This window comes from Oenococcus alcoholitolerans (genome assembly GCF_051852995.1).
Lineage (GTDB): Bacteria > Bacillota > Bacilli > Lactobacillales > Lactobacillaceae > Oenococcus > Oenococcus alcoholitolerans.
This window is the reverse complement of the sequence record NZ_CP176042.1, coordinates 884,036-909,250: the sequence shown is the minus strand read 5'-3', so window position 1 is coordinate 909,250 and position 25,215 is coordinate 884,036. Positions and strand designations below refer to the sequence as shown.

Genomic DNA, 25,215 nt, shown 5'->3' with positions numbered 1-25,215 from the left:
TAAATATTGGCTAATCGGCTAAATACTTTTATTATTAAGAAATTCAGCAAAAAATTAGTAGATCGAAAATAATTTATCAATTTTGTAACTTATCTATACTATTTCTTATATTTTCCAAGTTTCCAGCTATTTGTTCATCTGCTAATATTCTAGAAGTCTTTTGGATTCCAAAGTTATATTTATTCGTGAAGTATCCCTCAGTTTCACCGAATCTAAAATTTAGTTTACCTTTATAAATAAAGAGTTTATTTAAATCGTCAATATAAGAAATGGTAATATCTGTTTGCTTATGTTTAGGTGTATTGTGCTCTTTCTTTTGAGGAAGCTGCTCGAGTTTATAAGTCATAAATGAAACTTTTTGTCCTGGTGCTAATACAAAATTTTTTAGACTTTCGAATCTATCTGCAGTAGGAATTAAATTTTCAATATCTTTTGCTTCTTTTGATAACTTTATTTCTTTGATGGTGGCAGATGTTTTCCCAAAATTTTTAATTGTTAAATATTGAGCTGCTGTCATTTTTGAATTTTCTACCGTTACTAGAAATGCTCCTAAATACGGTCGGGATTCGGCAAACTGGATTTTATATGATCTCCATAGTGAAATAGCAGATATTAACGCCGATAAACCAGCTGATATAGCAGTAATTAAGGCAATCCAATTCATATTTTGCTCCTCAAAAAATACATTAATACTATTATTATAATCGCTAATTTTATTGCTAATTGTGAATATTGAGGTATCATAACTTATTTTATGTAATACGCAGTTATAAAAGTAAATTCTTGTCTCGCTTATATTTACATATCATATTTTTACTATGAAAATGCTAAAGAACAATTTAATAATCGAGTTTTCCCATGATTATGGTTGATAGATACGGAAGAGATCATGGCGATATAACAGGTACCTTTATAATCGTGTTTATACCGACTTGGCAATATGTCATGAGTGCCTTTAAAACACATATCAATAAAACACCAAGCTTAAGTAAAGCAAGGTGTTTTTTTAAATATTCAGATGCCGAAATGTTTTTGGATGAACATGCTATGGGATATGAGTATAAGACGATAAAAAGACCATATCTATAAGGAGACAAAACAGTGTCATTGCCGAAACAAAAACAATATTTAAAACTAGCTGAACAAGCATTAGAAGATAACTATTATGATAAGGCCTCTGCTTATGCCTTGGTATCTATTGCTTTAAGCCAAACAAATAGAACAGTCAAGGAGCTAAGAACAAAGCGTGGTTGAGTACCATCAATGTTACGAACACGGTTGCCATCGATTAGTTGCTAAGGGAATTCAATACTGTTCTATACACGCATTTCTTCATCCCCTTGATCAGCATCGCCATGATCATAGCTACAGGTTCAAACAGAAGCTATATGACATTAAAAGATCAAGTGACAGTCGTATCAAGTTCTATCACTCAAAGCAGTGGCAGATATTAAGAAAAGAAATCTTGATGCGTGACCGAGGACTATGCCAATACTGTTTAGTTGATGGTCTTGTTACACCTGGCAATACCTGTGATCATATCGTGCCTGCTCAATTTGATCCTAAGCTGGTAACAGCTAAAGACAATCTGGTCATCTGCTGTCGAGAATGTCATCATAAGAAGACTAAATGGGAGCAGGAGTATTACGGCACCGGTCAAGGCAATCGACTAAATGAAGATGCTGTTGAAGTCGATGACATAGCTTTGATCAAAAAACTTTTTGAATTTAAAAGATAAATTTTGCCGTTGATTAGTTCATATCAATGTGACATACAAAAAAATTAAAGGCTTGGCTGTTTTAACGCCTGAGTTTGTGAAATAGCCCCCCTATGTGCATCTGAGGGGAGACCGGCGTAACAGATGGCCTTTTACGTAAAAAACGATTTTTTTGAAATTTAGGGGGTCAATTTGTGAAAAAAGAGTTTGAAAACAAAGAAAAAATATTCGAAAAACAACTAAAAAAAGTCTTTGCTGGTCTGACTGGCGATAAAAAAGCCGTTTCAAACGAACTTGTTCATGAATTAGCCTTCGTTGCGACTGATTTGAATGAATTAAAGGACAACATTAAAGAAAACGGCACGATCGTAAAGGCGGGTAATGGGGCGCCGATCGCTAATCCAGCCCAAAAGCAATATATAAGTCTGCTGCCAAAATGGTCAGCACTTATTGACCAGATCGTTAAGCTTTATCCGACTGAAAAAAAGCCCAAAGACAGCAAAGATACAAAGAAGCTTTTAGATAGGATGGCTGGCAAATGAGAACTGACCCGGTAACTAAATATGCAAGAGATGTTGTTTCCGGCAGACAAATTGCAGGAAAATTGATGAAATTGGTCTGTCAAAGACATCTTAATGATTTAAAGAGACAAGGGGATGACAAATTTCCTTATAAATTTGAACCGGAAATCGTCAAAGGGCTTTTGATGTTTGCTTCTTTGGTTCCTGATCCAGACACACAAAAACCACTACCTTTAATGCCTTGGCAGATATTTATCCTTGGCAGTTTGATCGGGTGGCGTAATACCAATACAAAGGGAAGACGCTTTCGCAACGGGATTGTTTCAATGGGCCGAGGACAAGGAAAGACTTATCTGGCGTCAGTGCTTGCTTGTTATTCATTTTTTATCGAGGGTAGAAACAAGGGTAACCAGGATGTGATTTTGTCGGCTAATACGACTGATCAAACGAAGAAATTATTCAACTATACCAAAGGGACCAGCGAACAGTTATTGTCAGGAACGTTTTCTGAATTAGCTAAAGATATCACCCCACGTTTTATGGATATCTTCAATAACAAGACAAAGAACCAAATCGTACGGATCTCAGCTGACGGCGGTAAATTCGATGGATATCACATCTCGCTTGCTGTCTTCGATGAAGCGGGCGACCAAAAGGACCGAGAGGCTTTTAACAAGATAACTTCTGGAACTGTTAAAAACGAGAACGCTTTGTTTTTGATGATATCGACTGCTTATCCTGACCCAAACGTTCCTTTGCGCGAAGACATCGAGATGATGAAAAGTATCATCCAGAAAAACGATAGAAAGCTCGATGATTATTTCTTAGCCGTTTTTGCTCAAGACGATAAAAATGAAGTTTTTAAACCGGAAACTTGGGCGAAAAGCAATCCGCTGTTAGACTTGCCTTCAACTCATAATAAATTGATGAATGGGCTTGTTTCTGAACGTGATACTAAAATGCACCAGGGAAAATTGAATGATTTTCTGGTAAAAAATATGAATTTATGGCTTAACGCCAAAGCCGACAATGCTTTTGATTTAGAAGATATCGAACGGACAGAGATATCTGATTTCGATTTTAATAAAAGATCGGTTTATATCGGTCTTGATAATTCAATGGTTTCAGATGACTCAGCTTTTGCCTTTGTTTTTCCTTACGATGAATCAAAATTCTTTATTTATGAGCATTCGTTTATTCCTTGGCAAAAAGCCGGCAGTATCGAGGCAAAAGAAAATCAAGATGGAATAAATTATCGGCGTATGGAAAGCTTAGGCTTCGCTTCGATAACTAAACACATTAAAGGCTTGATTAATGAAGACGATGAGTTTGAATGGCTGATGGATTTTGTCAGTAAATATGATCTTAATGTCCTTGGCTTTCTTTATGATAAATTCCACAATACAGCTCTAGTCAAAACAATCGAAGAAAGTGCCGGTTGGTTGATGATACCTGTACGGCAAGGAGCGATTTCTTTGAATGATCCAACGAAGTTTTTGCAGCGGGGCTTGATCGAAGGCAGCATTACCCACCTTAAGGATCCGATGATGCAAACTTCTTTAGTCAATGCCATGATCACAACTGACGGCAATAATGGGATCAAAGTAGATAAGAGCAAGGGGACTTTGAAAATAGATGTTGTCGATGCGATCGTCGATGCTTTTTATCAGGCACAATATCATTTTCAAGACTTCAACGAAGAAGATCCAAGTGCTGAATTAGCAAGAATGACTGATAAACAAAAACACGACTTTTTGATGAAGGATTTTTCATTTTGAAATTATTGAATCGAGACAATTTAAGTAACCTTCTTTCGGTATTAGGCCTAGCAGTCATTGATGTGACTGCTTTTTTGTTCCAACCATTGATAGGCGGTTTGGTGCTGGGCGGTTCGTTGATACTGCTCAGCTATTTTCTAGGAAAGGAGTAAGCCATGTTCTTTGCAAAAAAAGAAAGACGTGATCGAATATTAACGACTGGTTCTTCTGGGATTTATTTTCAAAATGGGCAACTAGTGATATCTGATACTTATTATCCGGCTGAAAAAGCTATCAAGAATTCTGATGTCTGGGCAGCGGTCAATATTATCAGTGCTGATCTGGCCAGAGCAAAATTGACTACCGGAAAACCGCGTTTTGATAAGCTGTTGCTTGATCCAACACCATTGACTGATCCTTATTCTTTTTGGCGTTCGATGTATGCTCAGATGTTACTTTCGGGCAACGCTTATGCAGTCATTAGAGATAATAGTTGGTTGGAATTCGTTGATCCCAGTCACGTTGATATTTATAAAACGGAAGATGGCCAGATAATTTATTATTCGGTACGTTTTGACGGCAGTCAAGAAAAAGACATTGCCAAACTGCCGGCTTCGCAGATGATCCACCTTCGCTGGTTGGGCATCAACGGCGGAACGATTGGCAGGTCGCCGTTATCGGCCTTGAGCTCTGAGATCCAATTAAAAGATATGACTAATTCATTGGCTATCAATGCTTCTAATCAAGCAGCTAACCCATCTGCTGAATTGCATGTGGCCAAGGGAAAAATGGATAAAGATGAAAAAAGTGCCGTTCGGTCGGCCTTTGAAGATGCTCAGACTGGTGATAATGCCGGACGAGTCATCGTGACTGATGAGTTGGTGACCTATAAGCCACTAGAAGTCAGTGCCAATATTTCCGGACTTCTTAATTCGGTCAGTTTTGCCAGTACCCAGATCGCCAAAGCTTTTATGTTGCCGCCTGATTATGCTGGTAACGAATCTGAGCATAGCAATTCAGAGCAAGTCAGAGGTCAATATAATTCGACTTTAGGAAGATATCTGCAAGTCCCGATATCCGAAATAGGCAATAAATTCGGAGTACAAGTTTTTGCTGATGTACGAGATGCTATCGATTTAGATGGTTCAGTTACAGAGGGACGTGTTAATAACTTAGTTAATTCCGGGACGATCAGTCCAGAATTCGCCATTTTGATATTAAAAGAAAGTCCTTCTGATTTAGTAACGCAAAATCTATTGGATCAGGCAAAGGAATTGAACATAGCACCGCAAGGTGCTGGAAAGGTCGTAAAAAATGCTTCAAAAACAAGTTGAAACACGAAATGCTATCGAATTCAGGGTGGCAGATAATAGTCGAGAAATAAGTGGCTATATCGTTGTTTTCAATACCCCTTCAGTTGATATCGGTTTTACAGAAAGAGTCGATCCACATGCCTTTGACGGAGTGGATATGAGTCAAGTTCAGCTTTTATATAATCATGACTCTGGCAATATCTTGGCTCGGGTCGATTCCAATACTTTAAAGCTCTCAGTTGATGATCGAGGGCTTTTCTTTTCGGCACAGATGCCCGAAACAACTCTAGGGAACGATACTTTAGAGAACATTCGTAACGGCAATTTAAAGGGCTGTTCGTTTGGTTTTACAGTCGCAGAAGATGATTGGAGCTATAACGGCACGGGTGATTCTCGAACGATCTTAAAAATAGATCAGTTGTTTGAAGGAAGTATCACCCCGATACCGGCTTATCCGGATACATCGGTGGCTTTGGCAGCACGCAACAAAGTGCGTAAGTCCAACTCGCAGAAGTTTTTGAACCTTCTGCGATTGACAGAAATAGAAAATCAGGAGTTTTAATTCAATGAATATTAAAGAACAGATTAAAAAAGCAAAATCTGAATTAAAAGCAAAGATTCAGGAAGCTCGTTCTGCAGTCGCAGATGGTAAAGAGAACGCAGAAGAGCTTATGAAAGATGTTGAATCGCGTAAGACAAAAATAGCTGATTTGCAAAAGTTAGCTGACGCAGAAGAGCTGACCGAGTCAAGGCAAAAACCGGAGGATCCAGATAAAGAAGCCCGAGCACTAAAGGAAAAACAAGAAGAGGAACAAAGAAAAATAAATAAATCTCAAGGTCACAAGATAGACAATGGCCAACAGCCTGATGTTAAAAAAGAACATCGTGCTTTAGTCAATGCATATGTTCATTCCCGTGGCCGAGAAGTTCGTGCTGATGGCCAAGTGGTATCAGCAGATCTCGGTTTGTTGATCCCTGAAGATATTTCTTTTCAACCACAAGATACACCTAATACAGTCGTAGACCTGTCTCAATACGTTCATACTTTTCAGGCGACAACAGCTTCGGGAAAGTATCCGGTTCGGTCTAAAGTCACTGATCGTATGTATACAGCGGCTGAATTGGCTGATAATCCAAAACTTAAAGCTGCAAGTTATTCACCGATCCCCTGGTCTGTTGATACTTATCGTGGTGAATTAGACATTTCTCAAGAAGCCATTGATGATTCAGCTATCGATTTGACTGGAGATATCAATGCTCAGTTGCACGAATTAACTTTGAATACCAAAAACTTTTTGATCGCTGCCCAATTGAAGGCTTTTACAGCCCAAACAGTCGCTTCATTAGATGACATCAAAAAGATCATCAATGTTTCTTTGGACCCAGCCTATAACAAGTCTTTGATCGCTTCTCAATCTTTCTATCAGTACTTGGATACTTTAAAAGATGGCAACGGGCGCTATCTTCTACAAGATTCGATCACTTCACCTTCTGGAAAAGTTGTGCTTGGTCTACCAGTATTGCCGGTCTCTGATACTTTGCTTGGCGCATCAGGTGAAGAGAACGCCTTTATCGGTGATCTTTATCGTGGAGTCTTGATGCCTTTGCGTAAGGAAACTTATGTAAATTGGGTCACCAATGAAAATTATGAGCAGAAATTAATGGGTGCTTTGCGGACTGGTGCTGCAACTGCCGACTCTGCTTCTGGTTTCTTCATTACTCACACAGAAACAGCACCAGCTGGTCACTAATCGGACATGGCCTAACCATGCAAAAGGGTGAAAAGTCCTTTAGAAAGGCAAATGATGGCAGATGATCCTTTTTTAGACCAAGTTAAGAAAAATTTACGAGTATCAACGACTGATGACGGCATAAACCAAGAAATCATTGATCTTATCTCAGCCGCAAGAAACGATCTGTATGTTGATCAATCAGTAGATAAAACTATTGTCTATGGTTCAAGCCCCTTGATCAAACAAGCGATTATTCTTTATTGCCGAGCAAGGTTTGGTTTGAACAATCAAGATTCAGAAAAATATTGGTCTTCTTATCAAGAACTTGCAAGCGAGCTTTCTTTAAAGAGCCAATATAGTTTGACCAAGCTGGAGGATTCTGATGGCGTATAACAGTGATCTGATTACTTTAGTCCCTCAAATAACTCAAAGCGATCCGATAAACGGTGATTCGGTCATCGATGATCTGAGTCATAAAAGACAGATCTATGCCGACGTATTTACTGCCGGTCGTGATGAGTTCAATGCAGCTGGTGTAAATGGTATTAAAGCCAGTTACACATTTCGTATTTATTCTTTTGAATATGCTGGAGAAACTATCGCTTTGTATCAAGGCAAACGTTATTTTATCTATCGAACTTCAGGAGTAGGTGACAAACTCAACTTATTTGTTGAAGAGAAAGTAGGCAAAAAATGAGTCGAAGTACTGACATCAAAGGAGCTGTTTCGGTAAACGATATCGCTGCAGCGATCAGCCAGGATCTGCAAGCATATACGACTGAAGTTGAAGAAAAATTAGTTAAAAGCGAGCTTAGTATCGCAAAAAGTGCAACCAATAGATTAAAACAAGGCGGCGGTTATAAAGAGAGATCCGGTAAATATACCAAGGATTGGACTTTTACTAGGCAAAGAAACGGTTATGTCGTTCACAATCGCAAGAATTACCAATTGACTCATCTGCTTGAATTTGGTCATGCAACAAAAAACGGTGGGCGAACAAAAGCTTTCCCGCATATTGAACCAGTTGAAGATTGGACTAAAAAAGCTTTTGAAGATGAAGTTAAAAAGGAGCTAGGCAATTGACTTTCGAGGATTTTTTAACTGCATTTAAAAACTCAACTGCTCTGCCTATCCACTATCTCAGCTGGAACGGCAGTCCTCCAGAGCTTCCATATTGTCTTTATCTGCAGGTTGATAGTGATGACCAATATGCTGATGATAGTCATTATTTAAAAATTACCGCAGTGCGGTTTGAATTCTATTCAAATAAAAAAGATCTAGCGTCTCAAGCTTCTATCGAGACGTTTTTTGATGCTAATGATATTCCTTGGAATTATATAGGTGATACCTATATCGATGAAGAGGGGATGGAAATGGCAGTTTATCAAATTAAATTATTTAAGGAGTAATGTATGACGGCTACAACAAATAAAACAACTTTCGGTTTGAAAAACGTTGTTATTTTCCCGGCTACTGATGATGGTTCTAAAATAACGTATTCATCACCCTTTGCTTATAAAGGTGCAGTTGAGTTGCAATTAAGTGCCGAAGGAACAGCGGCTCAATTATATGCCGATGATGGTCTGTATATAAATCTGTCAAACAACCAAGGATATTCCGGTAAGTTGACGATGGCTGATCTATCAGATGCTTTTCGTGAACAGATCTTAGACGAAAAAGTTGATACGAATGGAAATCACGTTGAAAGAGACGACGCGATAATGTCTCCATTTGGAATGGCTTTTGAAGTCAAAGGTGATTCGCAAAACAGACGAATGATCTTATTTAATTGTTCGGTATCGGCACGGCCAGATGTTAAAACACAGTCAAAAGAAGACAAGATAACCTTCAACAACCCGGAATTGGATTTCAACTCTGTACCAGATTATAACCATCAAGTAAAAACTTGGGGACCGGCAACTGATCAAGATGTACAAACCTGGGCTTCGTCAATTTTGACACCAACGACATCTACACCAGCTGGTCAATAATCAAACAAACATCCGAAAGGGTGTTCTTAAAGGCTGTTTAGCCATTCTCCACTAGGCAGCCGTTAAGAGCATCTTTTTTAATGCTCAAAAAAGGAGAAGAAATGGAAAAAACAGTATCGATCGATGGAAAAGAAATTAAATTATTATCGAGCGGTGTTACCCCGATAATTTATAAAAATGCATTTGGTAGAGATTATTTTGCCGATGTCGGCACGATGATCGAAGCAGTTTCGGGAACTGGAAAAAGCAAAAGTGATCAGCAAATGGTCATCAGCCTTATGAAGTCTGGTGCATTAACAAATATTGTCAATTTTCTTTGGGCTTATGCAAAAAATGCCGATGGAACGATTCCAAAATTTGAAGATTGGTTAAGAAAATTTCAGAATTTTGCAGTCTTGGATTTTGCAGAAGATGTTTTAGATCTTATCATGAGTTCACTTAAGACTTCAAAAAAATAATAAAGGATGAGCAGCGCTCGGATGAAGCTTTCGATCTCGAGAGTTATCTCTATGTCATTAAGAAAGTGGGCTTGTCCTTTGAAGAACTAAAGATGATGGATATCGGTCCAGTAATGGATTTCATCACCGAATACGTCAATCAAGAAACTAAATCACAAAAAAGCGATCAAACGAGCGGAAAGGATAAACAGGCAAAGATAGATGCCTTATTTGGGTGAGTAAATGGCAGGTTCTATAAGAGGCATTACTATTGAAATCAATGGTGATACGACTGGTCTTAATAATGCTTTAAAAGATGTTAATAGTTCTGTTAGAAGCACACAAAGTGAATTAAAAACTTTAAATCGGGACTTGAAATTCAATCCCGATAGTTTTACTTTGGCTTCACAAAAAGCTGACGTTTTGACTAAAACTGTCGATTCCTTAAAAAACAAGCTCGGGACTTTAAGAGATGCTCAATCACAAGTTGATCGTCAATTCAAAGACGGCAAGATCGGAGCTGATCAGTATCGAGCTTTTCAGCGTGAAGTAGTTGAAACTAATAGCAAATTAAGGAATTATCAGGAACAATTAAAAAGTGTTCAGTCAACTACTAGCGGACTTAATGGAGCCGTTAACAGGATCAAAGATTCATTCAGCCAATTAAAAAACGCTAGTTCTGGTGGAAATGAGCTGAGCTCTTCTTTTAAAAGGGTCAGGGCAAGTGCAGATGAAGCGGGTAAGTCTTCTAGAAATTTGGGGGACATTATTAAAGGGTCTTTTGTCGGGACGACTTTAAGTAACGCTGTAACTAGTTTGTCTAGTACTTTCAAAAATGCTTTTAAAGAAATGGCAGGAGCTGGTTTTGAATATGACGTTGCTCAGCAGAAAATGCAGGCTACCTGGCTTACTTTGACCGGGTCGGATGGCGCAGCTTCTGCAATGGTCAAGACCATTAACGACTTATCTGTTAAAACAGGTCAATCTACTGATACCGTTAATGAATTGGAACAGGGATTTTATCACTTGCATTCCAGCAAAAAGGAATCGGATGATCTAACTGCTTCAATGCTGAATATGGCTGATGCTGTCGGTTTGAATTCTGACCAGATCCAAGCAGTCACACAAGATATGGTCAATGGCTTATCTCGAGGCAAAGCTAATGCCGGCATGCTTAATCAGATCTCTCAATATTTTCCGATGTTTCGAGAAAATTTAGCCAAGTATGAAAATCAGATCCACCATAGTTCAAATATCACGACGGCCGACCTGACTGCAATGGCCAAACAAGGCAAGATATCTGCTACTGATATCGAAAATGTTTTTAATCAATTAGGCTCGGGCAAATATGACAAAGCTGCTTCAAATATGATGTCGACTATGTACGGAATGGAACGAACTATCAAAGCTCGTATTCCGGCATTACTGGGAGACGCAGAACAGCCGATCCTAACTGCTAAAAATCCACTATATTCAGCTATTTCTAAGTGGGTGTCCGATAAGAATACCGATAATGAGTTTAAAAAACTTGGCAAGACTATCGGCACGGCTACTACTACGATCACCCAGGCTTTTTCTAAGATATTTGGTCAAAAATCATTTGCCGATCAAGCTAATGGTATCTTTGACAGTCTATCTAGAGCGATAACGAATGCTGCTAACATGGTGGCAAGTCATGCCCAGACGATCGTTAACTTTTTTAAGGGCCTTTCTAGTACTATATCGATCTTTAAATCAATCGGTTCTGGGATTTTTTCAGGTATCATAAGCGGTCTAAAACTTTTATTAGCACCATTTTCGATGTTTGGCAGTGCAAAAAAGAATTCTCAAGGATTAGCTAATGCTTTAGGGAGTATTGCATCTCATAAAAATGCCTTACAAGAATTAGGCAGACTGCTTGTACTTTATTTTGTTACTTCAAAAATTTTTTCAGGGATAAATTCTTTGGCCAAAGGGTTTACTGCTTTGCGGGTTGGTCTTATGGCTACCTCGAATGCAGATAAAGCTGCTGTTATCCAGCAAAGGGCTCTTAATCTCGCCATGAAGGCAAATATTATTATTGCGGTCGTATCGGCGATCGCTGCCTTAGTTGGTGCCTTGATCTGGTTCTTTACTCAAACAAAAACAGGACGAAAAATATGGTCTGATTTCATCAATTGGTTAAAAAATGCTTGGAATGGTATTAAAAACTTTTTTGTCAACCTTTGGAACGGCATAGCTAAATTCTTTTCTAATAATTGGAATTCGATTAAAACTATCGGTTCAAGTGCTTGGAATTGGATCTCTTCAACGATGAGAGGAGTATTTAGCGGAGTTGGAAACACGTTTCGTGGCATTTGGAGTGGTATCAGTTCATTTTTTGGCGGTATCTGGAATGCTATAAAAAACATTGGTTCTTCAGCTTGGAATTGGATCTCTTCTGTTATGGGAGGTGTTTTTCGAGGCATCGGCGGCACCTTCAGATCTATATGGAATGGTATATCAGGTTTTTTTGGCGGCATTTGGGGAGCTTTGAAGTCGATTGCTTCCGGCGGATGGAATTGGATATCCGGAGGAATAAGAGGCTTTTTGAATGGTGTCAGCGGAGTGTGGCATTCTATGTGGCAAGGTATATCGGACTTTTTTGGAGGTATTTGGCAAGGCATCAAAAACACTGTACGCGATGCTATGAACGGTGTCATCGATATCATAAACGGCGGTATCGGAGCGATCGATGATGTGATCCATGCTTTTGGCGGCAAAAAGCATACTATTAGTCTGCTTACTCACATTAGGAGATTTGCCGATGGAACTGATGGAGCTCCTAAAGGGCTTGCTATGGTTAATGATGGCGGCGGTCAAGAAGCTATCATTGACAATCGAAATAATATTCATGTATTGAAGGGTGCTAATCAATTAGTTGATTTTGAAGGCGGCGAACAAGTTATACCTTATCAGGCTTCAAAAGAAATGTTTGGCAATTCGATAAACCATTTTGCCGGTGGCACATTCGGCTGGATAGCTGGAATCGGAAATTGGATCAAAGATAAATGGGATTCGATCGTTAAATTCATCTCTAATCCGCTTAGTGCATTAAACGGTATTATTTCGCCATTTTTAGATAAAGCTAACGGTGCTTCTGAATTGGTGTCTGGGTTAGCTGACTCGCTTGGTCATGGTTTGATCAATGGGATCGCTGAGCCCTTTAAAGAGTTACTTCAATCATTTAAAAAGAAGCATGATTCTGAAGATTCGGCAAATAACCCAGGCGGTGCCGGAGTGGATCGTTGGAAAGATACCATTAAAAAAACTGCCGATAAAATGAACGTTCACTTAACGACTGCTGGTATGAACGCTATTTTGCATCGTATAAATCAGGAATCAGGCGGTGATCCCAATATTACGAATAATTGGGATTCAAATGCTGCTAAAGGGACACCATCTAAAGGATTATTGCAATATATCCAGCCCACCTTAAGTTATTGGGTCCCTAAGGGTATTTCTGCTAACTTGTCCTCAGGATATGCACAACTAGTTGCTATGTTTAATGACAGCAATTGGCTAGCTGATATCAGTGTACCTGGCGGGTGGGGTCCATCCGGAACTAAACGATTTGCTCATGGTGCTGTATTTACCAAACCAACTATGTTTGCTTCAAATACGGGGATGAATATTATTGGAGATACTCCAAACGCCGATGAGGCAGCCTTGCCTTTGACGCCGAGTGTTTTGGCTCAAATTGGTAGGGGGATTACAGAGGCTTCTGGCATAGGAAATCCAAATATTTCTGTGAATGTATATCCTACTAACGACATGACCGAAGATGGAATAAATAAGATGTCGTCTAAAATTGTTGATGCGATTCAAAAAAATCTTTTTTTAAGAAATAAAATATCAAATACAGTTGGAACCACCTTGGCGAAGGGAGTTAATTAATGATTAGAAAATTTATATTGACTAATGCTCGTGGCGAGTCAGTCAACCTTTTATCTAAGACTCTTTTTGCAAGTTCCCCCACAGGATTAGGCTTATCATTCGAGAATGCCTATAGTCAGTATCAAAATTATTTTGTTAAAACTGGCTCGAAAATAACTCAAGGTAATTTCCAAACTAATATTTTGTTTTCCAATGTAAAATCTCAAACCTATCAGAAGTTTTCCGATTTTATTGGTTTTCTTTCTTATCAGCCTTACACACTAGAATATGATACCGATGCAGGAAATTGGCTAAGAGATTGTAATTTAAAAGAATTGTCTAAATCGGATACATCACAAGGTGCTGCTGGATTATTATCTGAACAATTTACACTAGAATTTATCAATCCATGGTATAACAACAAAACAGCCATTTATAAAAGCTATGATCCTGACCCTAATTTAGGGACTTACGGGAAAATATATTCGCTGAATAGGCCGTCTACTAATCCTGACAGAACCATAAATTCAGTCTTAATACACGACAATCAAGACGGCACTAATCAATTGTCAACAAAAATCTCAGCTCCATCATCTATAGTGGTCGTTGGAAATAGAAATGGCAACGTATACAATAAAAGCAATTTAGGCTATGCGAACTTGATCCTTGATTCGGAAATGCTTAATGGCTTACAGCCATCGTCTCAGCTTGGTTGGAATGCCGGCGATTCAAACACCTCTATAATTTCAGGAGCTGGTCATAATGGCAAAAATGCTTTGCAGATTAAAAAGACCAGTACGAGTCCTTCGGTTGCTGTATCCGGCAATTTTGACGTGAAATTAGGTTCAACTTACTATTGGTCGGTCTGGTATAAAGTAACTTCAGCTTTAAGCCAACCAGCAAATGTTTATATTGAAGGAAGAGGCGGCACAGTTGGTCATGACACTGGATCCGAAAAAGAAGATTTCGTTCAAACAAACACATCAACTGGAAACTGGATACAAATAAAGGGTTCATATATCCCGACTAGTTCATCAACTAATTTCTTAAGATTAAGGTTTGAAAATTTAGGTACAGGAACAATCCTCTTTTCTGAACCGATGACAAATACCGGTAATCAGCTTAATGATTATATTTCTGATACAGTTGATCCGACAAAATGGTCTATAAGCATTCCCTCGGGTGATAGTTATACGATGACCATCAATTCCAACAGCTTTACTTTTAATGCGCTGGTTACTCCAGATCAATATGGACGATTGGCCAATTATGTTTATATCGAATCAACTAAGAATGCTAATGAAAAATCAATGTTACTAGTTAATGATTCAAATTATTTCGGCATGCAAAAAGGTTCACCTTGTTTGATTGAAATAGATGGCCCAGCAACTAATCCAAGCTGGTCAGTTGTCCAAAACGGTATCATTATAGCTACCGACGCCTTTAGTTTGAGTCTTTCTGATAATCAAAAATTATTAGTAAGCTCATATACCGATGACCAATATGCCAGAGTCTATAATCCCGATGGTTCATATTCAGATGTAAGTCAATTACAAGATTTTACCAAGAGTAATTTCGTGCAGATCCCACAAGGAGAATCAACGGCATTGTTTTATGTTGGCCAACAGGCTAACGTAAACATAACTTTTAAAGAAGAGAGGCTACTAGTATGAGCCTAGCTTTACAAGCAACAATTTTTAAGCCCGATTTGACTATTCGTGGGATCTATCCTGTACTCGTTTATGACCTGCACATGGATGCGCTGGCAAACACCAGTTCGACTTTTAGCTTGAATGATGGCAATAGCACCCAGATTGGTGATTACATTGCCATTAAGATAGCCAATAGCGGCAAATTAATCTACTATGGGCAAATAACGACAGTTAATAGTGATCAGACAACTAATGTCGATACACTAACAGCTAACTATATCTGGAACATTTTCAATGGTGAAATCATTGTCAAAAGTTATTCAGGTACAAACTATGAGTTACACATTGTCTCAATGCTGAAAAAATACTTTTCAAGTAACGCAGGGACAATCATTAGCGGTTTAACATCATCAACCAGTACCGTATTTGCAGTAACAAATTCAGAAGGTGTTTCCACCTGTAACCTCATTGATTATTTAATCAGAGGCTTCAAACTTCACAACGTTGTTTTAGGGGTTAATGGACTCATACGAGGCATAGCTAATGGCATGCCTTTTTATTATCCAAATCTTGACGTCCATCAGGTCACTGATACCTGGAATTTTAAAAATGATGTTTATGCCTTTCAAAATTGGCAAGTTGCCGATAGTCGCCTGTTGCGTGGCTACAACAACGAGTTGTGGATCGTTGACCAAGCTAGTGCCAATATGGAAGTGCCGACTATCTTAGCCAGATATTGGCTGACCAAATCAGGGTCGGTAATCAATAGTTTGACAAGCGACGTTAGTCAGCCGACTCAGGTCCAAATATCGCTATTTGACAAAACACAGACTAATAATCCCAGCTATGATAGCATTGCCAATTCAACGCTGACAGCTAATGCTTACAGCCATGACATTCAATTCGACATGCCCTTAAACAACAATTTCTTTCCTTTAGAAAAATTAAAACTTGGTTTACAGGCAAACATCTACTATAACGGCACCCAATATAAGTCGATATTGAGTGCTTTTTCTTTATCCAGCGATACGGAATTGATCCACGTTGAATTCGGCAATCTGCGTTTTGGCATAAATGATTTATTCGGAAATAACAATTAAGGAGGCAATATGGCCATAACAATGTATCAAGCGGACAGAAATTTTGCCAGTCCGCAAAACGATGCTAGCTTATATAGCGGGATATCCGCTGATGTCAGTGGCATTTTAAATCGTGGCAATGCGTTTAATGTTTCGGTTAACGGATTAACGGCTACGGTTGATACGGGACAAGCCCTAATTTGCGGGCGGTTAGTCGAGATAACCAGTCCTGAATCACTGACTATCCCAGCTAATTCAAGTGGATATATCTGTATCGTGGTCGATTTATCACAAACCAACGACGTATTCGGTAATGTCGGCGATCCGGACTATTCAGTTAATGTTAATCAGGTCTATGTAAGTGCTGTCACTCAGCAATACGTTCAACAAGATGATTTAAATAATGGCGGTGTCATATATTGTTTCCCACTGATCGCATTTAGTTCGACGGCAACCAGTGCCACATTAAATGACCGTCGATCAGTTTACTTGAATTCCACTTGGCGTAATTTAACGCCGGCAAAAGGCACTGTTCAACAGCTGATTTATCGTATAAACAATGGGATCGTTTACATTAACGCTAATAGTTTATTTGGCGTACAACAGGGCGATACGTTGTTCACAATGCCTAGCTGGACGGTTCCGGCTACAACGTTAAATTTTGCCGTTGGTTTGAGACAGGAAAAAAGTACGAATGGTGGTTCCGGTATGGGAATCGTTCGAATAGACACTAATGGTGCTGTTACGTTAGCATTAACACCAGATAATGCGGCGCATAATTTCGTTTACGATATCTGGTTTACGACCAGCTACCCGTTGAATTGAGGAATCATGGATAAAAATACAACAATAAATTATGGACAAGTGATCAATGACGATAATGGCATTATGATTGCTGAATTTTCGGCAACCGATAATAACGGTCTACATGATATCAATTTGGCTATCAACTCAATTGATTTATACCAAGCTAACAAAGATAAGATAATCACTGAATTTGATAATTTATTACAAGAATTACAACCAGATAGTCCATCTGATTCAGCTAGCAGTAGTAGCAGTCAAAGTGTACTAAACAGTAACAGTAATTAAAAGAGAGGTGATAGGAATGTGTTATTTTTAACAGACATATTAGACGAATGGGGAAGCTGGTCATCTGATTTAACTAACATCATCATCTTTGTCAGTTCTCTTCTCGCAGCTGTTGCCAGTGTCACGGCTTGGATACAACACACGAAGAAAAAGATGGAATCTGAACGCAGAAATTGGTGGAAAGTTCAATATGAACAATCTACCAAGAGACGTGAAGAAGAGCATAAAAATACTGAAAACACGTTGAAAAATTCTATCGACAATCTTAACCAATTGTTGGCAGAAATCCGTGATAAAGAGGAAGAACACCACGATAAAATCGTTAGTCACGAAACACGTCTTGATAGCGCGAAAGAAAGGCTAGATACGCACGGAAAAAGGCTAGATGACCACGAAACTCGTATCCAGCGGCTAGAAAATAAATGAGTTAAAAAAGCATGAAAGGATAATTGATGAACAAAAGAAAAATATTAGGGATTGCGATTTCTGTAATCCTTTTTTTAATGACTTTTTCAGCTTCTGCTAACACCAATGGCATCGTATCTAACGACTAGAACGTAAATAGCCTATATCTGCTAGGTATATAGGTGATAATTAAAACCCTAGCATTCTCTGCAGAGAAGGAAAGGATTCATAATGGTTAATCAATTGATACAACTTGCAATCGCACTCATTAGTGCATTTGGCGTCTACTTCATATCATTGCTTGCTCACAAGGCAATTTCATTGGTAGAAGCAAAGATAGACACAGAAAAAGCTTCACTTCGTAACGAACACATTAAATCTATTCTTGAGTTCGCAGATCAAGCTGTGACGCTTGCTGAAAATTCGCTTGATGGTGGATTAGGCAAAAAGAAGTTTGCTACTAACTTACTTAATCAGCGCCTAGAACAGAATGGCTTGCAAGGTAATGTAACACCAGAACAAGTTGACCAGTTTTTAGAGAAGGCTGTTGATGGACTTAAAGTCAAAGGTCTGGAAAAACATGCTCCTAAAGTAGAAGACAAAAAGGAGGCTTAAGCATGGTTTTAAACGGAATTGATGTCAGCTCTTTCCAAACTGGCATAAACTTGTCCGCTGTACCGTCCGATTTTGTTTTCATTAAAGCTACGGAAGGTGTTGGATATGTTAGTCCAGCTTGTAATGCTCAAACTGCTTCGGCTCAAAAAGTTGGTAAAAAAGTTGGCTGGTATCATTTTGCTAATGTAGGAAATGCTGTCCAACAGGCTGACTATTTTGTAAACAATATTAGTAACTATGTACATCACGGTATCCTTATGCTTGATTGGGAAGCCAATGCTGTGTATCAGGGTGTTGGCTGGGCTAAAGCATGGCTGGATCATGTATATCAACGAACAGGTGTTCGCCCAATCATTTACATGAGTAAAGGCGTTGTTCATCAGTATGATTGGTCACCAGTTGCTTCTGACTACGGTTTGTTTTTTGCCCAATACGCAAACTATAATCGTACTGGTTACCAAGCTGATCCGTGGACGGATAACAAGGGCTTAGGCTCATGGAAAAGCGCTGTGGCTTTCCAATACAGTTCTAGTGGACGCTTAGCTGGCTGGGCTGGTAATCTTGATTTAGATAAGTTCTATGGAGACAAATCTACATGGGACGCCTACGCCAAATCAGACATACCTGCTGTCAAGTTCGCCTATAAAGTGGGTCAGTTTGTCACAGTTAAAGATGGGCAAAGCAAAAACGCTGTTGGTTACGACATCTCAAAATGGGTAGGGGCTAAGATTGAAATTGTTAAAACTCGTGTTGTCAATGGCAAATCCGTCTACGATGGCAAGGTTGGTGCTAACCCTTATAACGATTTGCTGGAAAGCAATATCCAAATCTGGGAAGAAGCACCAGCACCACTGTTTAAAGTTGGCGATCAAGTCCAAATCAGCCCAAAAGCACTAAAAGAACGTAACGGATACGACTTGGCGCCTAGACGGCTTAAACTCGGCACAGTTGCCAAAGCGACAAAATATGCTGTCAAATATTCTAGGTCGTGGTACGAGTATGAAGTCTATTACACCGATGGCAAACAGAATACTCATGTGCTTGAACAAGATCTAACTTTTTAATATATTGAAAACACCCACTGGCTATATGCTGGTGGGTGTTTTTTTTATTTTGTTTATGGTTTGCTTATTTTTTGTTTACGTTTTGTTTGCTTATTGTAGAATTAAGTTAGCAAGAGGGAAGAATGAAAGACAAAAAAGGATTGAATAACCGTGCAAATAAAATATACGATGCTCGTTTTATTGCGAATTTTATTGTTGATCAGAATCCGAATAAAGTTTCCAATTTAATGCTTCAGAAGATTTTGTACTATGTTAAAATCTATTTTCTTGTTAAGTGTGATAGAAATATTTTCAGTAATTCTATGGAAAAATGGGAATATGGTCCGGTAATCCCCGATGTGTATCACGAATTCAATAACTACGGTAGCGAACCGATAAATGCACCACAAAGTTTATTCGTTGATGAAAAAGATTATACAAAGGGAGATCGGAAAGTATTTGGTTTTTATTTGCATAATTATACAAAAACCGACATTGAAGAAGACGATCAGAGACCTATAGAAGACATATCTAAGGGCATATTATCAAGATTCAGAGAAGACCCTTTTGGCTTAGTTCGTGAAACACATTCGGATGATCCTTGGAAAAACGTTTCTGAGCAGATATCAAAGGGAGCAATGCATCTTCAATATACCGATAAAGAGTTGAAAGATTACTATAGCTCTCCAGAAAATAGAAAAAAGTTTAAAGATATTACAGGATTTGAAATCTAAGGTCTCTATAGTTGGCAGCGGGTCCAAGAACAAATGAAATCGTCAGCATAAATGCATCGGTAACTAGTACTTTAATTAAGGCTATTTTTGAGGAAGATTTTTCTAGATATGGAAATAGATTTAAAGCGCAAATTGTTATTGATAAACTTGGTTTGATTACCCCGAACTATAGACTTCCATATGAAGAAATTACTCGGTATATTTTTGAACATACAGAAATTGGCGAAAAAGACGAGTCTGCTTTATGGAGACAAAATATAAATATTATATCTGCTTCTATAATTTCCTGCGGAGGCTCAGGGAACGATGGTATAGATTATCAATCCTACTCTGAAAAATTTACCGGAAAATTCAAGTCCCATGTTTCCTTGTCTATCTTGCAAAGGGATATTGCTAATAATCGAGTTTCTGACTTAAAACAAGAAACATCAAAATTAAAACAAGAAACATCAAAGATTGAACAAAATATAGATAGTATTACAGCGCGTTTTGTTACTATTTTAGGTATTTTTACATCAATCACATTTGCTCTTTTTGGTGGAGCACAATTGTTGGGTCACGTTTTTGGGAGCCTTAAGAGTTTTAATCAACAAGCTATAGGTTCGGTGATAATTATTGGTTCATTTTACGTTCTAGCAGTTTATATTATACTAGTCTGTTTAATGACTGGATTGTCTAAGATAACGTATTCCAATTTAAATATCAGAAAATATTATCCTTCCACTATTAGTATTTTTTTTGTTTTGACTTTCTTTTGTCTGTCACTTTGGTTTGGTTATTCACTATTAGGAAAAACCTGGCCAAGCCTTCGGTTATTAAATTATTGTTTCTTAGTGGCTATATCAGCGGTTCTATCTTCTATATTTGTTATACTATTTGCCTATAGGAAAAAGATATTAAAAAAATTCCGATCATTGTTTAGTATAAAAAGAATGGTCAGCAAGTAATTGTGGGCCAAAAAGCAAATATTATATTAAATCTTATCGATTAATTTCGGGGGTGTTTTTTATATTTATCCACAAGTTGTTATATACGCGTCTATCTCGTAAAGAAGATATCTTTAATTCGATTGTTTTTCTTTGATTTTTTTAATTACAATTGAATTAATCTTTAGAAAAGAGCACACACTGTGGAGAATGAAATAAATAAAATAGGCGAAGCAATTCAGTCTTACTTGAGATCGGATGATGATCAGGCATTTCAAATTGATGGTCCTTGGGGCACTGGAAAAACTTATTATATTCAAAATACCGCCAAGAAGCTCATTGAAGAAAACGGTTATCGAACAATTTACGTTTCCCTTAGCAATATGCAAGATTTAGCGGAAATTAAATCCGAAGTGAGTGTACAAATTCTAGCAACTCTTGGCACCGTTAAACAGACTAGCTATCAGGCAACAAAGATAGCTGCAAACTCCTTAGAATTAATTAAGAACTTAGGCTTTTCTCAAGCTGAGTTGTTGAAACAACCCGCTAAAGAATTTGGGAAGAAAATTCGAGATCACCTGCTTAAAAATATCGACTATAAAAAATACTTGTTTATTTTTGATGATCTGGAAAGAATGTCTGAGGAATTGGGGATCAAACAGGTTTTTGGTTATATTGCCAGCCTGCTTGAACAGAATCACAGCAAAGTCATCATTATTTCCAATCAAGATAAATATGATTATTCAGATGATTTAGCTGATAAGAAAGAGAAAATCATTAATAAAACAATCTCTTTTAGTGGCTATAATTATATCGTTGCCTTCGATCTTATTAAAAAACAGCCTTTTGAGAGCGTTCCTTCTGAACAACATGATGATATTTTGTCCTTATCAGAAAAGCTTCTTATCTCTGATGAAGATATCAATCTGAGAACGATTAAGAGCATACTGAGCTCTTTTAAACAGGTTAGCGATTTACTTGTAAATTCAAAACCGAGCCTAAACTCTAAAGATCTAAAGCATAGTCTGAAAGTAGCTTTGGTTTCGACCTGGATACTCACTCAGGCATATAAAAGAGGCCTAATTGAAGATGTCTCGGATTGCCAAGCTCTTTTAAATGAGTATTTTAGTGCTATAAAAAATATTTTTGCCAACATGTCAAGTTCACAAGATAATGAAAGCAAAAAGAAAAACAAAATTCGCGAATTGATTGAACAATATGACACTGTTATCAAGGATGCTCAGCTAAATTTGGACATTCTCTTTCCAGAATCCATCTATTATTTGATTACGGCTGATTATTTTTGTGTGGAAGATTTCTTGTCTCAATTAGGTCGAGAGAAAGAAGAGCTTCAACACCGTTCCAAAGTGTTGCCCTTAGCCAGAACTGTTAATATGCTAGAAAACATTCAGACTGATAAAGAATTAATTGAGAAAGAAGAGAAGTTGATTAACTTAATTCAGGCACCGGATTCAGACCTTGATGATCTGATTCGGATTTATCAGTGCTTTATGAACTTGCAAGACCGGAAACTTCCTGTTGAGTCAAATTATCCTGCAGATGAGCTTCTCGCTTCCATCGAGAAAAAAATCAATCGGTGTGATGTAGATCAGCTAACTCGTATCATGGATAATTTTGTCGAATGGTCGCGAGAAGGTGGCTTTAGAAAAAAAATAAAGTCCCTTGTGGAAAGTAGGCAGAACCAACTGAATGACCAAGGCGCAAACAAAATGATGCAAGTAGTTCTTGATGATGAATGGAAATCGAATATGCCTGATTTAACTAAATTTTCTTTGTCCAAAGACATTAGCTTGTTTCAACTTTTAAATGAGAGCCAGCAAATTAAAAATGGTACCTTTTCAAAGGCAAAACCAATTCAGGGATTATCACATTACCTGAGTACCGACATCATTCAGGTATCTAATGCAGACGAATTCCATCAAAATGAAATCGAGCCTGCCAAACAATTCCTAAAAGACTTGACACAATATAAGGATTCGTTGGATGATAAACATCATCTAGTGCTAATTTATAAATTATCTGAATTGGAAAAAGTCATTTCTCAAAGTATTACTCATCTACAGAAACGTTTGAAATAGCGAGCATTTTTTTGTGTATACATCTTTTTTCCGAACACCTGTTCCCATATACTAGTCTTATGACTAATGAACAACTTATTATCCAAGTCGCCTTTGATTTACCATCGACTGACTATAGATTGAAAATTATGAGCTTTGAAGATCTACAAGCTTTAACAGGCTTAGATGAAGCTGATCTAGTCACTGCTTTAAACGATTTACGTGGTCGTGGTCTTTTATTCAATGGCTATATTGATGACGAAACGGGTGAGGTTGTGACCTCAATAATTGGGAACTTGTATAAACTCAATAATATTCAATAGAATTATATATTTAATTACTTTTAATGAAAAATAAACAAACAAAAAACTCCCAATAATTTAACTGTCCAAAGTTGAGTTATTTAAAGCATAAACAGCAGGGTCCAAAATGTATGTGACGAAAATAGTAAGGTTGATATAGTTAGTTATTAAACTATTGTAAAAGAGCATATTTTTTATTATTAATCAATAAATAAGAACAAACTATTATAGATAGTATCCAAATTATCATCCCTATTTTCCAAAAAGCGGAGGGAGAATAGGAGATTTGTAGCATGTTTTTCCTTTTTTGCGGTGTGATAATTATTGATCCGATAGGAGTTAATCTTGGATTGATTATTTTTCCATTTAATCGAATGATTGAATGTCCGTACTTTATTGCCGGAATCATGACCTGCTTATTTATTTTTTTAGCAGTGAACATGTAATTTAATTTATTATTTTTTGTAGTTTTTATAAATTTTTTGGAATTTTTTTTATTATTTAAAATGTTAGTATCAAAGTACATGGCTCTGTTGTATTGTGATGGAATGTCATCATCGATTTTTCCGGGCATGTAGTCGATAGTACCATCTTTCATCTTATTTACTGCTTTTTGGAGTTTTTTTGTTCTAAAAATTTTATTATTTGTGTAATCCTCCAGATTAACTTTATAGGGAGTTACAACGGCTGGTTTTCCTAAAATTTGTTGCGTTACTTTTTCGATCGCAGATGTATTAAAAATAATTGATAAAAGAGCAAAAGATATTGGTAGTATTAAAAAATTTTTGTTTCTTTTTTCTTTGATTAAATTTGTTATTGTTAAGGCAAATGCAAATATAATAAATGGTTTTGCGATAAAACCAAATCTATTTACTAATTGAACATCTCTCATAAATGGTATTTTTGACCATAAGATCGACCATGGAAAGAAATTAGTGTCGAGTAACAAAAATATAAAGCCTAATATTGAGACAAATTTATTCTTGAAATTTGTCTTATGCCAATTGATAATTAGATATGAAGCTTGAAAAACTACTACTATCGAAAACAATAATCCAATAGTTCTCCACGCTCCATTAGTGACACTATCAATATTGAATAATTCACCTGTAAAAGCGTAATCATTTCTTATGAATGGTTTGATTATGTGCTTATTTGATAAGTAAATTTCTAAAAATGAACCCCAGACATTAAATGTCAGAAGTAAAGTTAAAATCCCAGCCACTAACGTATTTTTTAATGCAAGATAAATTTTTTGATAATTTTCTCTATTTTGAATTAAAAAAATAAAAAAACTTAAAATATATATCGAAATTAAAAACAAAGTGGTTAAGATGTGAGTTTGTATCATTAGAGAAGTAGCCAATGTTAGTTCTACAATTTTCACAGGTTTATTACTATTGGTTATATATCGTACACAAACAGATATTCCGAGTGGTAGAATTGCAGCTGCAAGTCCGTTGAAAGAATTTTCGATTATATAAGATCCTGAGATAGTTGAATAATAAAATATTGATAAAAATATTGATAGTTTTTCTTCAATTTTGTTTTCTCGAAGCAGATAATACATTGATAACTGAGAAATTAGGGCAAAAATTAAATCTGATGCGATTTGGAATGATAACCAACTTTTTAAAATGTCTAAGATTAATCCAAAACCATAAATCCAAATTGGCGAATATAATGGATTAACAATTCTAGCATTTGCTTGATAACCATACATAGAAATGAAATACTGTATATTATGATGCTTAATTTGCATTGCTGAATCGAAAATCCTATTCATATGGAAGGCTGTATCTGAACCAACAATGAATTGTTGATGATTAATTATTGGACTTATCGAAAATAGGGCAATAATTGTAAATAATAAGAAAACTTTTGTCCATTCTGAATTTTTCAATCTCATATCTATTTTATTAATCT

General features: G+C 37.2%; 30 protein-coding genes. 28 read left to right on the top strand and 2 right to left on the bottom strand.

Annotated elements, in window-relative coordinates; all coding sequences use genetic code 11:
- Positions 1 to 76: 76 nt before the first annotated feature.
- Positions 77 to 664, bottom strand: coding sequence for a hypothetical protein (locus tag ACKP2L_RS05125; protein WP_439424795.1), 588 nt, complete (start codon positions 662 to 664; stop codon positions 77 to 79).
- A gap of 200 nt (positions 665 to 864) precedes the next feature.
- Between ACKP2L_RS05125 and ACKP2L_RS05120 the strand changes: the two genes are divergently transcribed.
- The 28 genes from ACKP2L_RS05120 (at position 865) to ACKP2L_RS04985 (ending at position 23,310) form a co-directional block, all read left to right on the top strand.
- Positions 865 to 1,089, top strand: coding sequence for a hypothetical protein (locus tag ACKP2L_RS05120; protein WP_439424794.1), 225 nt, complete (start codon positions 865 to 867; stop codon positions 1,087 to 1,089).
- A 12-nt stretch (positions 1,090 to 1,101) separates the two neighbouring features.
- Positions 1,102 to 1,254 carry a hypothetical protein gene (locus ACKP2L_RS05115; protein ID WP_439424793.1) on the top strand — a complete coding sequence of 51 codons (153 nt, stop codon included), beginning with the start codon at positions 1,102 to 1,104 and terminating at the stop codon, positions 1,252 to 1,254.
- A 214-nt stretch (positions 1,255 to 1,468) separates the two neighbouring features.
- Positions 1,469 to 1,738, top strand: a complete 270-nt coding sequence (locus tag ACKP2L_RS05110; RefSeq protein ID WP_439424792.1) for an HNH endonuclease — start codon at positions 1,469 to 1,471, stop codon at positions 1,736 to 1,738.
- A gap of 173 nt (positions 1,739 to 1,911) precedes the next feature.
- The gene (locus ACKP2L_RS05105; RefSeq protein ID WP_439424791.1) at positions 1,912 to 2,259 is read left to right on the top strand and encodes a hypothetical protein; all 348 of its coding nucleotides are present in this window, start codon (positions 1,912 to 1,914) and stop codon (positions 2,257 to 2,259) included.
- Positions 2,256 to 4,016, top strand: a complete 1,761-nt coding sequence (locus ACKP2L_RS05100; RefSeq protein ID WP_439424790.1) for a terminase large subunit — start codon at positions 2,256 to 2,258, stop codon at positions 4,014 to 4,016. The genes ACKP2L_RS05105 and ACKP2L_RS05100 overlap by 4 nt, the downstream gene beginning before the upstream one ends.
- Complete coding sequence (locus ACKP2L_RS05095; RefSeq protein WP_439424789.1) at positions 4,013 to 4,168, top strand: hypothetical protein; 156 nt, start codon at positions 4,013 to 4,015, stop codon at positions 4,166 to 4,168. The genes ACKP2L_RS05100 and ACKP2L_RS05095 overlap by 4 nt, the downstream gene beginning before the upstream one ends.
- 3 nt (positions 4,169 to 4,171) lie before the next feature.
- Positions 4,172 to 5,329 carry a phage portal protein gene (locus tag ACKP2L_RS05090; RefSeq protein ID WP_439424788.1) on the top strand — a complete coding sequence of 386 codons (1,158 nt, stop codon included), beginning with the start codon at positions 4,172 to 4,174 and terminating at the stop codon, positions 5,327 to 5,329.
- Entirely contained in the window at positions 5,310 to 5,870 is a 561-nt protein-coding gene (locus tag ACKP2L_RS05085) for an HK97 family phage prohead protease (protein WP_439424787.1), read from the top strand. Before ACKP2L_RS05090 ends, ACKP2L_RS05085 begins: the two co-directional genes overlap by 20 nt.
- Positions 5,871 to 5,874: 4 nt before the next feature.
- Positions 5,875 to 7,059 carry a phage major capsid protein gene (locus ACKP2L_RS05080; RefSeq protein WP_439424786.1) on the top strand — a complete coding sequence of 395 codons (1,185 nt, stop codon included), beginning with the start codon at positions 5,875 to 5,877 and terminating at the stop codon, positions 7,057 to 7,059.
- A 51-nt stretch (positions 7,060 to 7,110) separates the two neighbouring features.
- Positions 7,111 to 7,434 (top strand): head-tail connector protein, encoded by a 324-nt coding sequence (locus ACKP2L_RS05075; RefSeq protein WP_439424785.1) that lies wholly within the window; start codon positions 7,111 to 7,113, stop codon positions 7,432 to 7,434.
- Positions 7,424 to 7,738: a hypothetical protein gene (locus tag ACKP2L_RS05070; protein ID WP_439424784.1), complete on the top strand. Its 315-nt coding sequence runs from the start codon at positions 7,424 to 7,426 to the stop codon at positions 7,736 to 7,738. The genes ACKP2L_RS05075 and ACKP2L_RS05070 overlap by 11 nt, the downstream gene beginning before the upstream one ends.
- The gene (locus ACKP2L_RS05065) at positions 7,735 to 8,124 is read left to right on the top strand and encodes an HK97 gp10 family phage protein (protein WP_439424783.1); all 390 of its coding nucleotides are present in this window, start codon (positions 7,735 to 7,737) and stop codon (positions 8,122 to 8,124) included. Before ACKP2L_RS05070 ends, ACKP2L_RS05065 begins: the two co-directional genes overlap by 4 nt.
- Positions 8,121 to 8,450, top strand: coding sequence for a hypothetical protein (locus ACKP2L_RS05060; protein WP_439424782.1), 330 nt, complete (start codon positions 8,121 to 8,123; stop codon positions 8,448 to 8,450). The genes ACKP2L_RS05065 and ACKP2L_RS05060 overlap by 4 nt, the downstream gene beginning before the upstream one ends.
- Before the next feature lie 3 nt (positions 8,451 to 8,453).
- A complete protein-coding gene (locus ACKP2L_RS05055) occupies positions 8,454 to 9,032 on the top strand; it encodes a major tail protein (RefSeq protein ID WP_439424781.1) in 579 nt (192 codons plus the stop codon).
- A gap of 101 nt (positions 9,033 to 9,133) precedes the next feature.
- Positions 9,134 to 9,490: a hypothetical protein gene (locus tag ACKP2L_RS05050; protein ID WP_439424780.1), complete on the top strand. Its 357-nt coding sequence runs from the start codon at positions 9,134 to 9,136 to the stop codon at positions 9,488 to 9,490.
- A 71-nt stretch (positions 9,491 to 9,561) separates the two neighbouring features.
- On the top strand, positions 9,562 to 9,708 hold the full coding sequence (locus ACKP2L_RS05045) for a hypothetical protein (protein ID WP_439424779.1): 147 nt from the start codon (positions 9,562 to 9,564) through the stop codon (positions 9,706 to 9,708).
- 4 nt (positions 9,709 to 9,712) lie between these two features.
- Positions 9,713 to 13,384: a tape measure protein gene (locus ACKP2L_RS05040; protein ID WP_439424778.1), complete on the top strand. Its 3,672-nt coding sequence runs from the start codon at positions 9,713 to 9,715 to the stop codon at positions 13,382 to 13,384.
- Positions 13,384 to 15,036 (top strand): phage distal tail protein domain-containing protein, encoded by a 1,653-nt coding sequence (locus ACKP2L_RS05035; RefSeq protein WP_439424777.1) that lies wholly within the window; start codon positions 13,384 to 13,386, stop codon positions 15,034 to 15,036. Before ACKP2L_RS05040 ends, ACKP2L_RS05035 begins: the two co-directional genes overlap by 1 nt.
- Positions 15,033 to 16,115: a hypothetical protein gene (locus ACKP2L_RS05030; RefSeq protein WP_439424776.1), complete on the top strand. Its 1,083-nt coding sequence runs from the start codon at positions 15,033 to 15,035 to the stop codon at positions 16,113 to 16,115. The genes ACKP2L_RS05035 and ACKP2L_RS05030 overlap by 4 nt, the downstream gene beginning before the upstream one ends.
- A gap of 9 nt (positions 16,116 to 16,124) precedes the next feature.
- Entirely contained in the window at positions 16,125 to 16,919 is a 795-nt protein-coding gene (locus tag ACKP2L_RS05025; RefSeq protein WP_439424775.1) for a hypothetical protein, read from the top strand.
- A gap of 6 nt (positions 16,920 to 16,925) precedes the next feature.
- Positions 16,926 to 17,186 carry a hypothetical protein gene (locus tag ACKP2L_RS05020; protein ID WP_439424774.1) on the top strand — a complete coding sequence of 87 codons (261 nt, stop codon included), beginning with the start codon at positions 16,926 to 16,928 and terminating at the stop codon, positions 17,184 to 17,186.
- 153 nt (positions 17,187 to 17,339) lie between these two features.
- Positions 17,340 to 17,612 (top strand): hypothetical protein, encoded by a 273-nt coding sequence (locus ACKP2L_RS05015; protein ID WP_439424773.1) that lies wholly within the window; start codon positions 17,340 to 17,342, stop codon positions 17,610 to 17,612.
- Between the two features lie 210 nt (positions 17,613 to 17,822).
- Complete coding sequence (locus ACKP2L_RS05010) at positions 17,823 to 18,206, top strand: phage holin, LLH family (protein ID WP_439424772.1); 384 nt, start codon at positions 17,823 to 17,825, stop codon at positions 18,204 to 18,206.
- Positions 18,207 to 18,256: 50 nt separating this feature from the next.
- A complete protein-coding gene (locus ACKP2L_RS05005) occupies positions 18,257 to 19,270 on the top strand; it encodes a GH25 family lysozyme (RefSeq protein WP_439424771.1) in 1,014 nt (337 codons plus the stop codon).
- A gap of 122 nt (positions 19,271 to 19,392) precedes the next feature.
- Entirely contained in the window at positions 19,393 to 19,983 is a 591-nt protein-coding gene (locus tag ACKP2L_RS05000; RefSeq protein WP_439424770.1) for a Panacea domain-containing protein, read from the top strand.
- 11 nt (positions 19,984 to 19,994) lie between these two features.
- On the top strand, positions 19,995 to 20,930 hold the full coding sequence (locus tag ACKP2L_RS04995; RefSeq protein WP_439424769.1) for a hypothetical protein: 936 nt from the start codon (positions 19,995 to 19,997) through the stop codon (positions 20,928 to 20,930).
- A gap of 182 nt (positions 20,931 to 21,112) precedes the next feature.
- Positions 21,113 to 23,008, top strand: coding sequence for a P-loop NTPase fold protein (locus ACKP2L_RS04990; RefSeq protein ID WP_439424768.1), 1,896 nt, complete (start codon positions 21,113 to 21,115; stop codon positions 23,006 to 23,008).
- Between the two features lie 59 nt (positions 23,009 to 23,067).
- A complete protein-coding gene (locus ACKP2L_RS04985; RefSeq protein WP_439424767.1) occupies positions 23,068 to 23,310 on the top strand; it encodes a hypothetical protein in 243 nt (80 codons plus the stop codon).
- Positions 23,311 to 23,461: 151 nt separating this feature from the next.
- Here the strand turns inward: ACKP2L_RS04985 and ACKP2L_RS04980 are convergent, their stop codons facing one another.
- Positions 23,462 to 25,198, bottom strand: a complete 1,737-nt coding sequence (locus tag ACKP2L_RS04980; RefSeq protein ID WP_439424766.1) for a hypothetical protein — start codon at positions 25,196 to 25,198, stop codon at positions 23,462 to 23,464.
- Between the last annotated feature and the right edge of the window lie 17 nt (positions 25,199 to 25,215).